15 protein-coding genes and 2 riboswitches are annotated in these 15083 nt (G+C 64.3%); of the genes, 11 read left to right on the top strand and 4 right to left on the bottom strand.

The features are described from left to right. Positions 1–191 precede the first annotated feature (191 nt). Positions 192–413 (top strand): hypothetical protein, encoded by a 222-nt coding sequence (locus OOZ51_RS18620; RefSeq protein WP_265981256.1) that lies wholly within the window; start codon positions 192–194, stop codon positions 411–413. A gap of 19 nt (positions 414–432) precedes the next feature. Here the strand turns inward: OOZ51_RS18620 and OOZ51_RS18615 are convergent, their stop codons facing one another. Genes OOZ51_RS18615 through OOZ51_RS18605 form a run of 3 tightly spaced genes read right to left on the bottom strand, consistent with a single transcriptional unit; the run spans position 433 to position 4814 of the window. Beyond that, complete coding sequence (locus OOZ51_RS18615; RefSeq protein ID WP_265981255.1) at positions 433–2076, bottom strand: DNA repair helicase XPB; 1644 nt, start codon at positions 2074–2076, stop codon at positions 433–435. Positions 2077–2086: 10 nt separating this feature from the next. Beyond that, positions 2087–4549: a helicase-associated domain-containing protein gene (locus tag OOZ51_RS18610; RefSeq protein WP_265981254.1), complete on the bottom strand. Its 2463-nt coding sequence runs from the start codon at positions 4547–4549 to the stop codon at positions 2087–2089. A gap of 49 nt (positions 4550–4598) precedes the next feature. Beyond that, on the bottom strand, positions 4599–4814 hold the full coding sequence (locus OOZ51_RS18605) for a hypothetical protein (RefSeq protein WP_265981253.1): 216 nt from the start codon (positions 4812–4814) through the stop codon (positions 4599–4601). Positions 4815–5047: 233 nt separating this feature from the next. On the opposite strand from OOZ51_RS18605, the gene OOZ51_RS18600 reads away from it, so the two are divergent. From OOZ51_RS18600 to OOZ51_RS18590, 3 genes are read left to right on the top strand one after another with little or no spacing between them, the layout of a single operon-like run. Beyond that, positions 5048–5431, top strand: coding sequence for a cold-shock protein (locus OOZ51_RS18600; RefSeq protein ID WP_028266166.1), 384 nt, complete (start codon positions 5048–5050; stop codon positions 5429–5431). Between the two features lie 6 nt (positions 5432–5437). Then, complete coding sequence (locus OOZ51_RS18595; protein ID WP_265981252.1) at positions 5438–6055, top strand: DUF3027 domain-containing protein; 618 nt, start codon at positions 5438–5440, stop codon at positions 6053–6055. Between the two features lie 44 nt (positions 6056–6099). Continuing rightward, complete coding sequence (locus OOZ51_RS18590) at positions 6100–7458, top strand: MFS transporter (RefSeq protein ID WP_265981251.1); 1359 nt, start codon at positions 6100–6102, stop codon at positions 7456–7458. Between the two features lie 21 nt (positions 7459–7479). On the opposite strand, the gene serC is transcribed toward OOZ51_RS18590, so the two are convergent. Then, a complete protein-coding gene (gene serC, locus OOZ51_RS18585; protein ID WP_265981250.1) occupies positions 7480–8610 on the bottom strand; it encodes a phosphoserine transaminase in 1131 nt (376 codons plus the stop codon). Positions 8611–8967: 357 nt separating this feature from the next. Here serC and OOZ51_RS18580 point away from each other — a divergent pair, with 357 nt between their 5' ends. From OOZ51_RS18580 to OOZ51_RS18550, 7 genes are all read left to right on the top strand, one after another. Then, positions 8968–9663, top strand: coding sequence for an iron-dependent transcriptional repressor DtxR (locus tag OOZ51_RS18580; RefSeq protein WP_265981249.1), 696 nt, complete (start codon positions 8968–8970; stop codon positions 9661–9663). 126 nt (positions 9664–9789) lie between these two features. Next, positions 9790–9997: riboswitch (cyclic di-AMP (ydaO/yuaA leader) on the top strand. Between the two features lie 2 nt (positions 9998–9999). Next, positions 10000–10818, top strand: coding sequence for a M23 family metallopeptidase (locus OOZ51_RS18575; RefSeq protein ID WP_265981248.1), 819 nt, complete (start codon positions 10000–10002; stop codon positions 10816–10818). Between the two features lie 145 nt (positions 10819–10963). Then, positions 10964–11131, top strand: a riboswitch (cyclic di-AMP (ydaO/yuaA leader). Between the two features lie 5 nt (positions 11132–11136). Beyond that, the gene (locus OOZ51_RS18570) at positions 11137–11901 is read left to right on the top strand and encodes an NlpC/P60 family protein (protein WP_265981247.1); all 765 of its coding nucleotides are present in this window, start codon (positions 11137–11139) and stop codon (positions 11899–11901) included. A 259-nt stretch (positions 11902–12160) separates the two neighbouring features. Further along, positions 12161–12661, top strand: coding sequence for an HNH endonuclease (locus OOZ51_RS18565; RefSeq protein ID WP_265981246.1), 501 nt, complete (start codon positions 12161–12163; stop codon positions 12659–12661). A gap of 33 nt (positions 12662–12694) precedes the next feature. Beyond that, positions 12695–13318, top strand: coding sequence for a molybdenum cofactor guanylyltransferase (gene mobA, locus OOZ51_RS18560; RefSeq protein ID WP_265981245.1), 624 nt, complete (start codon positions 12695–12697; stop codon positions 13316–13318). A gap of 31 nt (positions 13319–13349) precedes the next feature. After that, positions 13350–13637 carry a DUF6457 domain-containing protein gene (locus OOZ51_RS18555; RefSeq protein ID WP_265981244.1) on the top strand — a complete coding sequence of 96 codons (288 nt, stop codon included), beginning with the start codon at positions 13350–13352 and terminating at the stop codon, positions 13635–13637. Then, a complete protein-coding gene (locus tag OOZ51_RS18550) occupies positions 13634–15046 on the top strand; it encodes a molybdopterin molybdotransferase MoeA (RefSeq protein ID WP_265981243.1) in 1413 nt (470 codons plus the stop codon). The genes OOZ51_RS18555 and OOZ51_RS18550 overlap by 4 nt, the downstream gene beginning before the upstream one ends. Positions 15047–15083 lie beyond the last annotated feature (37 nt).

Raw genomic sequence — 15083 nt, 5'->3', positions numbered from 1 at the left:
AGAACAACCCGACCCGAAAACAGCGAGATCCCCGCCACGGCGGGGATCTCGCACGTCACGACGGACGTAACTTCGGCCTAAACAAACATGGCCCGAGCCAACGCGGCCAGCCAAAACCCAACACGCCGCTGGCACAGTCCTAAATTGTCGGAGCCCCGTTTCACACTGGAGCCATGGAAAAGAAACTAGACATGAAGAACGAACAAGCTCCGCAGCCTCAGAACATCGAGTTCCATGTCAGCTTTCTGGACCCGCACTCAGGACGCATCGGGCACGAGGAATTCAGTGATCGGGCTGCCGCCGAACGCTTCGCGAACGCGCAGCTCAACGACGAAGAGTCTTGGGCCGTCGTCGACGTCGTCGCGCTGAAACCAGCGCAGCAACAAGAGCGCGCACAACAGCTGGTTGCCTAGACCCTGAGGTGACCAGCCACTACCCCGTGGGTACGTCCTTCGCGTCCATGATCCGGTACGCGTAGCCCTGCTCGGCGAGGAAGCGCTGCCGTTTGGCCGCGAAGTCCTGGTCGAGGGTGTCCCTGGCCACCAACGAGTAGAAGCGCGCCGCACGGCCGTCCTGCTTGGGGCGAAGCAATCGGCCCAGCCGCTGTGCCTCTTCTTGCCGGGAACCGAAGGATCCCGATACCTGGATCGCCACGGAGGCCTCCGGCAGGTCGATCGAGAAGTTGGCTACCTTGGAGACCACGAGGGTTTTGATTTCACCGGCACGGAAGGCGTTGAACAGCTTCTGCCGCACCTTGACGGTTGTGTCGCCTTTGATCACGGGAGCGTCCAAGCGCGCGCCGATCTCATCCAACTGATCGATGTACTGGCCTATCACCAGCAGCTGCTCGCCTTGGTGCTGCGCCACCAACTGCTCCACCAGGTGGGTCTTGGTCTCCGACGTAGCGCACAATCGGTACTTGTCCGCATCTTCCGCCATGGCGTAGGCCACCCGTTCGTCCCTGGGCAGGTCCACCCGGACTTCCACGCAGTCCGCCGGCGCTATGTAGCCCTGGGCCTCAATGTCCTTCCACGGTGCGTCGTAGCGCTTGGGGCCGATCAGGCTGAAAACCTCGCCCTCCCGCCCGTCCTCCCGCACCAAGGTCGCCGTCAGTCCGAGCCGCCGCCGGGCTTGCAGGTCCGCCGTCATCCGGAAGATCGGCGCCGGCAAAAGGTGGACCTCGTCGTAAATGATGAGCCCCCAGTCGTGCCCGTCCACGAGTTCCAGGTGCGGGTAGAGGCCCCCGCGCTTTGTGGTCAGGACCTGGTAGGTGGCGATCGTGACGGGCCGGACTTCCTTGACCGCGCCCGAATACTCGCCGATTTCCTGCTCCGTCAAGGACGTCCGCTTGAGAAGCTCGTCCTTCCATTGCCGGGCCGCGACGGTGTTGGTGACCAGGATCAGGGTGGTGGTGGAGCTGGTGGCCATGGCGGCCGCGCCCACTAGCGTCTTCCCCGCACCGCAAGGCAGGACGACGACGCCGCTGCCGCCCGCCCAGAAGTTCTCCGTGGCAAGCTTTTGGTAGGGCCGCAGGTGCCAGCCGTCCTCGTTCAAGGTGATCAGGTGCGGAGTGCCGTCTACATAGCCCGCGAGGTCCTCGGCCGGCCATCCGAGCTTGAGCAACAATTGCTTGAGCTGCCCGCGCTGGGAGGAATGCACCACCACCGTTTCGCCGTCGATCCTCGGCCCCAGCAGCGGTGAGATCTTCTTCGCCCGGATGACTTCCTCAAGCACGGGATAGTCGGTGGTCCGCATGACCAATCCGTGCTGTGGGTCCTTTTCCAGGCGCAACCGGCCGTAACGCGACATCGTCTCTTCGATGTCGATCAGCAACGAGTGCGGCACCGGGAAACGGGAGTAGCGCAGGAGCGTGTCGAGAACCTTTTCGGCGTCGAGCCCCGCGGCGCGGGCATTCCACAAACCCAAAGGAGTGAGCCGGTAGCTATGGACGTGTTCGGGGGCGCGCTCCAGCTCGGCGAACGCCGCAATCGCATGCCGTGCCTCGGTGGCGAGCTCGTGGTCGACTTCCAGCAGGATGGTTTTGTCGCTCTGTACGATCAGCGGACCGTCGCTCACTATTGCTTCCTCACTTGCGCGGATCGCCCGCAGGTTCCACATCGATAATGCGGTGGATGGACAAGACTCTTTCGGTGTCCCTGGCCGCGTCGAACACCCGGACCCGCCCGCCGGACACTGATACGGGAACAACGGTCTCGGTGTTGGAATTCCCCAAGCCGTCAACAACGTTCATGGTGACCGCTTGCTTCAGCCGGATGGCCCTCTGGAGGGTTTCGAGCCCCAGTTGCGTTGCCGCCTCGCCGGTCATGTCACCCGAGACCCCTCGATGATGCCTCAGGACCGCCAGTTGGGCGTCGACGTCGTCGTCCGGCGGGGCGGTGCGGGGCGCCGTATAAACGGGGCGGGCGCCGCCGGCCACCGCCGTCGCCCTCTTATAACGCACGACGGCGGGCTCGGCCTCCTGCACCGCAGGCGAAAGTCCCAGCTCGCGCAGCACCCTCGCGGTCTCCCGCGGGCTCACCGCGGAGGTCAGCACCGTGGGGGCGATCCGGACCAGGCCCAGGCTCGCCGTCCCGGGCTCGTGAAGGAGTTCGGCAATGGCGGCCTCGTCGTCGCTTTGGATGAAACTGGCGCTGGTGGCGACGCGTAGCCGGCCGTGCCGCGAGGCGATGTCCTTGATCAGGTACTGGAGCGGCTGTGGGACGTCAGTGGCGGAGTGGGTGCGCAAGAAAGCGAGGATGGCCTCTGCGTCCTGGCCGGCGTCCAGCGCGCGTCTGATTGAATCTCCGGAGAAACGGAAGATGGTGGCCGGCCCTTGGCCTTCGGCCTCGGCTATCAGAAGCAGTTTTTCGCTCAGTTCAGGTGCCAAGTACCCCGGGGCCACGGCCGTCAGGTCTGCCTGGAGCAGGACGTGGTTGACCGCAGCGGGCAGGTGTTCGCCGAGGATGCGCAGGGCAAGATCCGGCTGTTCGGTGGCGATGGCGGAGCCCAGCTGGGTGAGGGCGCCGGAACCCATGAGCCCCAGGATTTCCGCTTCGTGCAATATGCCGCGGATGAGGGAACTGAACCGCCGTGACATCCGGGGTTGGGTCCACTCAGCGCGCTCCATGACAGCCTCGGCGTTGAGCACGGGGGCCTTGCCGTCCAGTGCTTCGACTTCGCGGGTGAGCTCGTCGAGGATCTCCAAGATCCGTTTGCGGACAAGCGGGGCGTCAGGGCGTTGGGCCTCGGCAGACAAAGCGTTGATGGAAGTTCCGGCAAAACCGGTTCGCGATGCCGTCGCGGCAGGACCGGGGAGGTTCTGCCCGACGAGTGACGGGGCGCGCTCGCTGGCCAGCCAGGCGTTGACCAGCCAGAGCCACTGTTCCTGCCGGGGGAGCGTGAGCCACTCCACCGTGGGTGGCTGGACCCACGTGGAACTGTCCACATCGAGGCGCAGCAATCCGGACAGGGCGCTGAGCTCAAGGATCAGCGCAGTCTCGGACAGTCCCAATCGGAGGCTATCGGCCAGGCGTTTGAGCTCCCGCACACCCACCCCGCCGCTGCGCAGGGTAACCACAGGCTGCTCCCGGACCGCGTACAGGAGTTCGCCGACCAATCGGAGTACTTCGGCAATGGCGCCCATGGCGGCATTCCGGCGCAAGGCGGCACTTGTCTGGCCCAACTCCGGCACGGGAGGCTTCAAAGTGAAGTGGTCCACGATCGCGCCGCCACGCAGGGACAAACCGACGCTGTGGGGCAGTTCAACGTGGCCGGCGTCCAGGGGTACAAGCAAGCCGCGGGCCAAGAGCCAGTCCACGGGACCGACGTCGCGGCCCTCATGGAGCACGGAGGCCTTGCGCTGGGCCTGTGGAACGGCACCCATGGCCCAGCTGCCAAACTTGTTCAAAAGGGGACGGGTCCGTATCGGGGCCTCGGACAAGATGTGCTGCAGACTCTCCGGGGTCGACGTCCATCGCTGCAGGGCCAGCGCTGCGTCCATCGGCGTGGTGGCAGCGAGGACATCGGCGCCGCTCTTGTGAAGTTCGGCTACGAGCTGTACTACGCGCTGGGCGAAGGCCGGCTGCAGCCGCACCAGTTCGGTGTAGCTGCGGCCCAGGCCGGCGGGGTAGATGCCGATGACGTCCTTGAGGCTGCCCACCGGCAAGTAGAAGCGCTGGCGACCAGGATTGTGCACCGTGGCCGGCGGATCGGCCCTGTGGATGAGTGCCAGCTCCTGGAGCTTGTTCAAGATCGGCTCGAGCGCGGCAAGTGTGGAGCCGTTGATGCACTTTTTCAAACCCGCCGCAGAGACGCTGTGGCCAGTGTCTGCGTTGGTGCAGAGATGGAGCGTCTCCAGTACCTGCATTTCCGGTTTGTTGAGCCGTTCGAGGGCCCGTTGCACACTGACCCGTGCGCTCGCCCTCGCAGCGAGAGCAGCGAAGTCCGGGGCGGCAGGGGAAATGAGGTCCGGCCGCGCGGCAAACAGGGCCCGCAGCGATTCATCGCTGCGCGCTTCCAGTTCCTTGCTGAGCGCGCGAATAAGGGACATCAGTTCAACGTTACCGCCAGCCGGGGCCGCCGTCGGGCTTTCTGGCGGCTCATTGGCGACGCCGTGCCCAGACGGAGTCCACCACCAACGCGGCCATCAAAATGAAGGCCAGCGGCAGCCCATAGAGGGCGGTGGAGGTCACCCAAATCGGCGCCACACCCCGTGCAAAAGCGGTAGCCATGACGGCGCCAACGGCCACCAAGGACAGCACGGCGACGACGGCGGCGACGATCACGAGCGGGCGGCGGTAGCCGTGGGGAATCATGTATGCAACGCTAACAGTCCCGCGCCACATGCGCTGTTGCGGCCCTGCGCAGGAACAAAAGGCGACGGGACCTGCTCCGCGTGGTCTCAAAGCGCGAATCCGCGGCTGGGCAGGATAACCTTGAAGCAATAGACCAACATGGACCAGGCAGTTACCCCTATTCCCGCAGTATCCTGCGGATGCGGTGACGCGCCGGCTGTGTCTCCCAAGCAAGAACGAAGAAGGTTGATTACGTGCCCACCGGCAAGGTCAAGTGGTATGACAAGGACAAAGGCTTCGGATTCCTCGCAGCAGAGGATGGCCAGGAAGTATTTCTGCCCAAATCCGCCCTGCCCGAGGGTGTAACGGATCTCAAAGCAGGTACCCGGGTCGAGTTCGGCGTTGCCGACGGTCGCCGTGGCGCCCAGGCACTGGGCCTCCGCGTGTTGGACAAGCTGCCTTCCATTGCCAAGGCCAAGCGCATGAATGCCCGTGAGCTCGCGCCCGTGGTCCAGGATCTTGTGTCCGTCTTGGACAACCTTTCGGGGACGTTGTCCGCCGGTAAGTACCCTGAAGGCGCCAAAGGCAAGGCCATCGCGGCTGCACTGCGCAAGGTTGCCGACGAGCTGGAAGCCTAAGCAGCCATGACATCGGAATCCGCTGAAGCCAGTACTGAAGAGAACGGTACCGGTGCCGCCCCTGCAACAGCAGGAACGGCTGATGCCGCTGCTGGGCGGAAGCCGACCACGGCGAAACCTCGCACCGGCATTCCCATGTGGCGCGTCGGCAAGCCGGACGCCTTCCTGGCGGCCGCCGTCGACGTCGCCCGCAATGCGGTGGAGACTATTGCCAAGCCGAATGAAATCGGACCGCATATCGCGGCACGCTCCGAAGGCGAACGCGTCGTCACGCACCTTTTCGAATCGCGACTGGCCGGTTACGGCGGCTGGCAGTGGTACGCCGTCGTGACCCGCAACTCGCGCTCCAAAGTGGTCACGGTCAGCGAACTCGGCCTGCTGCCGTCCGAGGACTCCATCCTCGCCCCTGAATGGGTGCCGTGGGCAAAGCGTGTCCGTCCAGAGGACGAGGCGGTCCCCGACGACCAGGCAGAGGAAGACACCTCGACGGCGGACAGTTCCGTTGACGAGGACGCCCCCGACGACGACGGCGCGCCTTCCGACTACGACGACGCCCCCGATGAAGAGGACGACGCCGAAGAGGACGACGAGTCTGAAGCCGACGACGAAGTCGAGGCCGACTAGCCTTTGTCGGACCCAGCGAATGAACTCTTTGAAGGTGGAACCTGATGTCCACCTTCAAATCGCTGGGTGTCCTTAACTACCGCATTTGGTTCCTTGGCGCCCTTGTTTCCAACATCGGCACCTGGATGCAGCGAACCGCGCAGGACTGGCTGGTCTTTGCCCATCTGAGCAACCACGACGCCGGTGCCATGGGCATTACCTTGGCGCTCCAACTTGGTCCGCAGCTGTTCCTGGCACCGTGGGCCGGACTGCTTGCCGACCGCTACAGCAGGCGCAGGCTCCTGGTCATGACGCAATCGGCCATGGCGGTCCTAAGCACCGGGTTGGGAATCCTCGTGCTGAGCGGCGCTGCACAGCTGTGGCATGTCTACGTGTTTGCGCTGTTGCTCGGCATCGTCTCGGCACTTGACGCCCCTGTTCGCCAGACGTTCGTTTCGGAACTCGTCAAGGACGACTACCTCTCCAACGCCGTGGCGTTGAACAGTGCCTCGTTCAACGTTGCCCGCATGATCGGCCCTGCCGTGGCAGGCATGTTGACGGTGGCCGTGGGGCCGGGCTGGGTTTTCATGATCAATACGCTGACCTTCGTGGCGATGCTCGGCGCGATCCGGGCCATCCCTTCCTCCTCCCTGCGCGTCCAGCCCCGGGCAGCCACGGGCAAGGGCCGCATTCGCGAAGGGCTCCGCTACGTCCGCAACCGCCCTGACATCATGGTGGTCCTCGTCGCGATTTTCATCATGGGCACGTTCGGCCTGAACTTCGTCCTCTTCATCGCTGCGATGGTTGGCACGGAATTCGGCATGGACGCAGGTGCGTTCGGGCTCCTCAACTCGGTCATGGCAATCGGCTCAGTGGCGGGAGCGTTGCTGGCCGCCCGGCGGGGGAGGCCACGCATGCGGCTCATCTTCGCCGCCTCCGGCGGGTTCGGCATCGCGAGCGGATTCGCCGCCATGGCGCCGAACTACACCATGTTTGGCTTGGCGCTGATTCCGTGCGGCCTGTTCGCCTTGACCATGATCACTAGCGCCAACGGCTATGTACAGTCCACTACCGAACCCGTCATGCGCGGCAGGGTCATGGCGCTGTACATGGCCATTTTCATGGGAGGAACGCCCATCGGGGCGCCCTTCGTCGGCTGGATGTCCAACGTAGCCGGACCCCGTTGGGCCGTCGGGGTGGCAGCGGCCGCCGGCGCCAGCACCGCCGTCGTCGGTATCATCTGGATCATCCGCGCGCGTCAGTTGCGGCTTCGCTTCGACAGCAGCGCCCGAGGGCTGCGGTTCTTCCGCATCGAGTCGCAAGGCACCAGCCCTGCCATGGAGGACGGTGTTAATGCTGACGGTGCTGTTAAAAAGGCTGGCGCCGCCCGGGATCTTCACCCGAACGACGCCGACCAATCCTGACCGCGGTAACGCGGTGGGCTCTTACTTCTTCAGTTCGCCCACCACGAAGTCGATGCTGGCGAGCAGCGCCGAAACGTCGTCCGGTTCGATGGCAACGAAGGTAGCGATGCGAAGCTGGTTGCGGCCTAGCTTGCGGTACGGCTCCGTGTCCACGATCCCATTGGCACGCAGCACCTTGGCGATGGCCGCGGCGTCGATCGAATCATCAAAATCGATCGTGGCAATGACGTTGGAGCGGTCTTCAGGCTTTGCCACGAACGGGGTGGCGTGTTCGGAAGCTTCGGCCCACGTGTAGATGCGGCCGGCGGAGTCCGCCGTGCGCGCGGAAGCGAAGTCCAGGCCGCCGTTCTTGTTGAGCCACTGGACCTGGGCGTCAAGCGTCACCAAGGTGGACAGGGACGGCGTGTTGTAGGTCTGGTTGAGCTTCGAGTTGTCGATGGCCGTCTGCAGATCCAGGAAATCTGGAATCCAGCGGCCGCTTGCCTTGATCCTGGCGGCGCGCTCAAGAGCGGCGGGGGAGAAGAGGCCAAGCCACAGTCCGCCGTCGGAGGCAAAGTTCTTTTGCGGTGCGAAGTAGTAGACATCGGCCTCGGCGACGTCCACGTCCAGGCCACCGGCAGCCGAGGTCGCATCCACCAGGACCAGTGCACCGTCGTCTACACCGGCTACCCGCTTCACGGGGGCCGCTACGCCGGTGGACGTTTCGTTCTGCGGCCAGGCGTAAACGTCCACGCCTGCCTCGGCCTGGGAAACCGGGCGCGTGCCGGGCTCGGACTTGATGATCGAGGAAGCTTCCAGGAAGGGTGCTTTGTTGGTAGCCGAGGCGAACTTGGAACCGAACTCACCAAAGGAGAGGTGCTGTGCCTTCTTCTCTACCAGGCCGAAGCTGGCGACGTCCCAGAATGCGGTGGAGCCTCCGACGCCGAGAATCACCTCGTAACCCTCGGGTGCACGGAAGAACTGGCTGAGTCCCTCGCGGACGGAGCCCACCAGGTTCTTGACTGGTGCCTGCCGGTGGGAAGTGCCGAGGATCGTTGCCGACGCGGCAGACAGTGCCTCGATCTGCTCCGGGCGGACCTTGGAGGGCCCGGCGCCGAAGCGGCCGTCCTTGGGCAGCAAATCGGCGGGGATAGTGATGCTGTTGTCGCTCACGGGATGCTCCAATGGTGAAGTAGCGGCCTAGATGGGTCGTGGCAGGTGGCATCGCTGCCCCTTCGACTCTCCAATTCTGCCTGACTCGGCATCCGGGGACAGAACTGAACGCTTCATAGTCCGCCACGTGGAAAGCATCTGTTCCGCTGGGCGCGGGACACGGGCGCGGGACACGTGCGGGGACGGGCGCGGGACCGGGGTGGGCGCGAAAATTATCCGGAGTAATTCCAAATAAGCTAGGCTAGGAGCTGGCGCCCGGCCCAGGACGGCCGGCGGGCAGACCACTTGGTCGACCACTGAGTCGGCTGCGGTACGGTGGAAAATACGCAAGATACTGCGCTCGAGGAGCTGAGCTGGATGACGGATCTGATCGATACCACTGAGATGTATCTTCGGACCATTTTGGAGCTTGAAGAAGAGAACATCGTGGCTCTTCGCGCGCGCATCGCCGAGCGCTTGCGGCACTCCGGTCCCACCGTTTCCCAGACGATCGGGCGAATGGAACGCGACGGCCTGGTCATTGTTTCCAACGACAGGCACCTTGAGTTGACCGAAACCGGCCGGAAACGTGCCACCGAGGTCATGCGCAAGCACCGTCTCGCCGAGCGGCTCCTGGCAGATGTCATCGGACTGGACTGGGCCTATGTCCACGACGAAGCATGCCGCTGGGAACACGTTATGAGCGAGCGCGTGGAGCGGCGGCTCTATGAGCTCCTGGACCACCCCACGGAATCTCCCTACGGCAACCCCATTCCAGGACTCGAAGCCCTGGGGGGAGTTGCGTCTCACGCCTTTACGGACGGCGTGGTCAACCTTCTTGAAGCGATGAACGAATACTCACCGGACAACCGGGTCATTGTCAGCCGGTTGGCTGAACCGATCCAGGTGGAACCGGAGCTGTTGGTGCAGCTGGACGAGGGCGGAATCCGCCCCGGAGCCAGGGTTTCCCTGGAGCGTGTGGGGGAGTACATCTCCGTTCGGGTGCCCAATATCGACGGTGCCTTGGAGCTGCCGCCTGAGGTGGCGTCGCACGTGTTTGTCACCGTCTCCTAGCCCTTTCGGCAAACCGATCGGCAAAGATAACGGAATTATTACCGCGGGGGTTTAATCCCCTATAGTTTAGTACTGGCGCCGATACCAAAGCGTTACCTGATCCGAAGCCGAGTTCTGCCAGCGGATCAGGTGGATTAGTCCATTCACTGGCAGAAGCGGGGGAACCACCAGCGGCGGTCGAAAGGCAGCCTTGGGGTGAAGTCCGCAGTGGAAGTGCAAAAAGCGCAGGGCCCTTTCCGGGTCTCTGTGCTTCGCGCCCTCCACGCGGACCGGGTCCATGCACTCTCTGACCCGAATCCGACAGCTAACTTCGCAGGCTTGCCAGAGAGGAACATTTTGACTACGCAGAACACCAGGGGCCGCAGACGCGCGTCCGGTCCTACTGCTGAGCTGCGGACCATGCAAGCCGTTGCGCACGATCGGCCCCGCGATCCGCATCGCGAAGTGCGCCGGCGCAAGGGCCCCTTGCGGCAAATGGCTGATTTCGCCGCCGCGAGCGGCGCCGGACAGAAAGCCGGTGTGGCCCTCGCCGCCACGGGCCTCATCCTGACGGTGGCCATGCCGGGTACCGGCGCATTGACGGCCGCGGAATCGAACCAGGCTTCGGCCGCTTCGGCGGGGACTCAGGCCGAGATTCCCGCTGCGGCCAATGCCACCATCGACTTCAGCCGCTCTGCCGTTTCCACTACGGCGGATCCTGATAGCAAACTCAAGCAACTCCTGAGCGCGCAGTCCGTCGGCAGCATCAAGACGTCGTCCTCGAAGGGCACGCTGGGGGCTCCGCTGGACACCCTCGCCACGGCCTCGCCGTTCGGCTACCGCGTGAACCCCATTACGGGAGGCCTGGGGGAGTTCCACCGTGGCCAGGACTTCGTGGCCCAGTGCGGCACCCAGGTACATGCGGCTGCGGCCGGCAAGGTCACGTTCGCGGGCTGGCACCCGTATGGCGGTGGAAACCGCATTGTGGTGGACCACGGCAACGGCCTGGAAACCACGTACAACCACTTGTCCTCGTTCAACGTCCAGGTGGGCCAAACGGTCAACCGCGGCGACGTCATCGCTTTGAGCGGCACCACTGGCGCCTCCACCGGCTGCCACCTCCATTTTGAAGTCATGGTAAACGGCGACGTCGTTGATCCCCTGGGCTGGCTGTAGCCAATCCGATGGACGTCTCTCGCATGCTTGTCACGCTCCGTGACCTGAATGTGACATTCAGCCAAAACTCCTGTAGCGTCTAACTCGCATCAACTTTTAGAGAGTTGATGCACTCGGGTGGATTGCCTAGCTCTGCCACTGCCTGAGGTTCCGTTCGCAAAACATCGTCTGGCAGAGGCGGGGGACCCACTTCTGGTCATCTTCACCGATGGCCTTGGGGTTAAGTCGCATTTGTTTCCCATGGGAAGCATTGCGGCCGGATGACTCCCATCCGAATCCGACAGCTTACCTCGCGGGCATAGGGAGAGGCCTCTTAACGTGTCTTCACGCACTACTCTTGCGCGCCACCGCGCCGCGGTCACCAAGACCAACTCGCTTGCCGTCATCGCTAAGACTGTCGGCAGCAACGCCGGTGGTGTAGGCCGTCAGGCAGCAGTTATCGCCGCTGCGTCCGGTCTGGTTCTCACTAGCGGTATCGCGGCTAACGCTGCCGAAACCAACGTCCCCCGCGAGTCCACTGCGACCTCCACCCTGGAAGTCCAGTCCATCGCCCAAGCCAGTATTGCGGCCGACTCCTCCGTCGCCATCAAATACGAACGTCCGGCTGTTTCCACCGAAGCTGCTCCGGTTGTCGAAGCTCCGGTTGCCGTCCAGGAAGCTGTTGCCGCTCCCAAGGCCGCAACAGGTGCTGCTACGGGCGCTGGAACGCTTTCTGTTTCCGCCGCTGTATCCCCCGCCACGAAGGTTGCCAGCGGCAAGGGCGCAGCAATTGCGGCCGCAGCTTACGCGCAGCTTGGCGTTGCCCAGGACTGCACCGCCCTGGTTTCGAACTCCCTGGCCGCTGTTGGCATCAACTTCCACGGTTGGCCGGCAGACTACATGTCCCTCGGCCGCACGGTCAGTGCTGCTGAAGCACAGCCGGGTGACCTCGTTTACTACCAGAACGGCGGCATGGGCAAGGCCCACATCGCTGTTTACGTCGGTAACGGCATGGCCGTCCACGGTGGCTGGAACGGTGGCACCACTGCTTTGTACAGCGTGAACATCGGCTCCGGTCCGGTCTACATCCACGTTGGTGGCTAAATAGCTTCTGCTAGACAGTTTCACAAGAACATCCCCGCTGGTCCGCCCGCGGGGATGCTCTGTTTTAACCAGCATGTTGAAGGTTCCCGCCACATGTCCGGTACATGAACTTTGCCCGACACAGTGCCGGAACCCACCCGCGGATTCGTTGATCTGGCCTCCGCGTGTTTACTCTTGTGATGTCGATCCACAGCCCGTACATGCAGAGGGCAGCCGGCCCTCGCGCCCCTGACGGGTGCGGCCGTGAAGAGGTACGTGCATGCGCACACTCGTTCTGAATGCTGGATATGAACCGCTGGCGGTAGTAACCTTCCGCCGGGCGCTGGTCCTTGTGCTCACCGGAAAAGCGAGCGTAGTGGCCGAAGGCGACGAGCCTGTCGTCGGGCCACAGGAGATTCTCGGACGTCCATCCGTGATTCTGCTCAATCGCTACATCCGGCCGAGGTACAACGCGATCACGGCGGTTACACGCCGCGGCGTCTTGCGCCGCGACGGTCACCGTTGCGCCTATTGCGGGAAAGCAGCCCACACAATTGACCACGTCCACCCCAAATCCAGGGGCGGCGCGGATTCCTGGGAAAACCTGGTGGCGGCGTGCCTACGCTGCAACAACGCCAAGAGTGACCACACACCTGCCGAAATGGGCTGGAAACTGAGGTTCACTCCGGCGGCGCCCACCGGGACTATCTGGCAGATCAAGGAGCTTGAGAAACCTGCGCCCGCGTGGGATCCCTTCCTCCTGCCCGAATCGGCGGCCTAACCGGACTGAGCCCGCCCCCGGTAATCTGGGCTGGTGGACTTTGATGCAGTGATCTTGGCGGGTGGCAAGTCCTCCCGCCTCGGTGGCGTGCCCAAAGCCCAGCTGACGTACGACGGCACCACGCTCCTCGAGCGCGCCCTCGCGGCCGCGTACGGGGCCGGGCGGGTCGTCGTCGTCGGGCCGGATCCCGGGACGTTGCCGGACGGCACCATGACCGCCCGCGAGGACCCCCCGTTCGCTGGACCGGCAGCGGCGATCGAAGCCGGACTTCTTGCGCTCGAGAAGCATGCCCGCCAGGGTCTTTCCGCAAAGGAAACATCCGCACCGTGGGTGCTCGTCTTGGCGTGCGATATGCCCCTCGCGGGCGCAGCCGTTCCGGTTCTCATCCGGGAACTTGCCGGACACGGGGAAGCGGAAGGGGCCATGGTCGTATCCGCCGATGGCCGGAAACAGCCATTGCTTGGAATCTACCGGTTCTCCGCTTTGCAACGGGAAGTGCACGCCGCTGCAGAACAGGGTGGCCTCGCCAACGCCGCGGTGTTCCGCCTGCTTGCTAGGCTTGATCTGCTGGCCGTACCTGTTCCCGCTGGCTCCACCGATGACGTGGATACCTGGGACGATGCCGCGGCGCTTGGAGTGGACGGCGACCTGCCGTGACAAAAGCTGTACCGGACTTTGGAGGCGGATCGTGAAGAGCCAAGAAGAAACGCTCGAGGAATGGTGCAAGAGCCTGCTGCAAGCATATGAGATTGAAGGCGTCGAGATCGACATCAACGAGATCCTGTCCTTGGCGGGCGTTGCAGCCCATTCCGTAGTTCGGCCGGCGGCTCCCTTGACCACCTTTATTGCCGGCTTCGCGGCCGGACTTGCAGCGGGTTCGGGACAAGCGACCGAAACGGCGTCGATGGACGCCGCTATGGGCCTCGCACGCACGCTCGCCAACGACTACACGAACCCCGGAACCGACGCCGGATGACAGATGCCCCTGAACAGGGCGCCGAGAATCAGGGCGCCGAGGACCTGGGCGCCGAGAACCAGCACCCTTCCGCCGTGACCGAACCGGCACCGAACGTTGAGCATGTCCCGCACGCCGACCACCTGTGGGCGGAAGCCCGGCAGCTTGCCTTCGACTGTGCCACGCCCATTCCCGCCGCACCCGTTGCCCTCAAGGATGCCGTCGGCCGGACGTTGGCGTCGGACGTCCTCGCCCTGCAGGACCTGCCGCACTATGCGTCCTCGGCGATGGATGGCTGGGCCGTCAACGGCAGCGGTCCATGGATCCTGGCCGAGCCGGGCCATCGGCTGGCCCCGCATCAGGCGAGCCCTATTGTCACGGGTGGCCTGGTACCGCCGGGGGCCAAGGCCGTGCTCCGTAGCGAAAGCGGTGTCCTGACTACCGACGAAGATGGCCTGCCGGTCCTCGCGCTCGGCGGAAACGCGAAGCCTGGCGAACCGCGCAACGGGCAACATATCCGTAACGCCGGAGAAGAAGCCGGGGCAGGCGAGCTGCTGATCAGGTCCGGCGTCGTCTTGAACCCCGCCCACCTCGCCCTGGCCGCGCTTGCCGGCCGGGATGAACTGGACGTCCTGGGCAAACCCCATGTGAAACTGCTCCTGACCGGCTCCGAAGTGGTGACCGCTGGTGTCCCTGCCCCTGGGAGGGTGAGGGATACCTTCGGGCCGCAGCTTGGCGCCGTCGTCGAACTCCTCGGCGGCATCCGCGGCGATCAGATCAAAGTGGGCGACTCCTACGAGGAATGGCTCGCGGGCCTTGAGGAAGGCGAGTTGTCACCGGACACGCCACCGGCCGACGTCGTTATCACCACCGGGGGAACGGGCCGTTCGGGAACGGACCACTTCCGGCGGGCAGTTGCGGAACTCGGCGGTCGCTTGTTGATTGATGGCATTGCGATGCGGCCGGGACACCCTGGCGTCCTGGCTGAGTTGCCGGACGGGCGCTTTGTCCTGGGGCTGCCCGGCAACCCGCTCGCGGCCATGATGGTTCTTTTCACGATCGGCGCACCGCTGCTCGCGGGACTGGGTCACGGCAAGCTGCCCGAGGTGGGGGAAGTGCCTTGCGGTGCAATGCTCGACGCCGACCCCGGGCGCACCCGCTTGCTTCCCTTCAGGTTCGTGTACGGATTGGCCTCGCCGGCCCAACACGCGGGGCCGGGGATGATGCGCGGCCTCGCCAGTGCGGACGGAGTCATGGTGGTCCCGCCACACGGCGTCCAACTCGGGGAACCTGTGCCTGCTTTCCCCCTTCCTTGGGGACCGCCGCTTCCCCAACCAAAGCCTTCACAGGACAAAACCAAGAAACCTCCCGCCAGACCCGCCCGCAAAGTTTCGTCAGGGCCGGTGGACTGGAGCGCCCTGACTGGCTGAGAACTTCCGGTCCCGGATGGACACAGGTGGATTAGAG

It is taken from the genome of Arthrobacter rhizophilus, assembly GCF_026241105.1.
GTDB lineage: Bacteria > Actinomycetota > Actinomycetes > Actinomycetales > Micrococcaceae > Arthrobacter.
The sequence above is the reverse complement of the archived record's forward strand: the minus strand, read 5'-3'. Positions and strand labels throughout refer to the sequence as shown.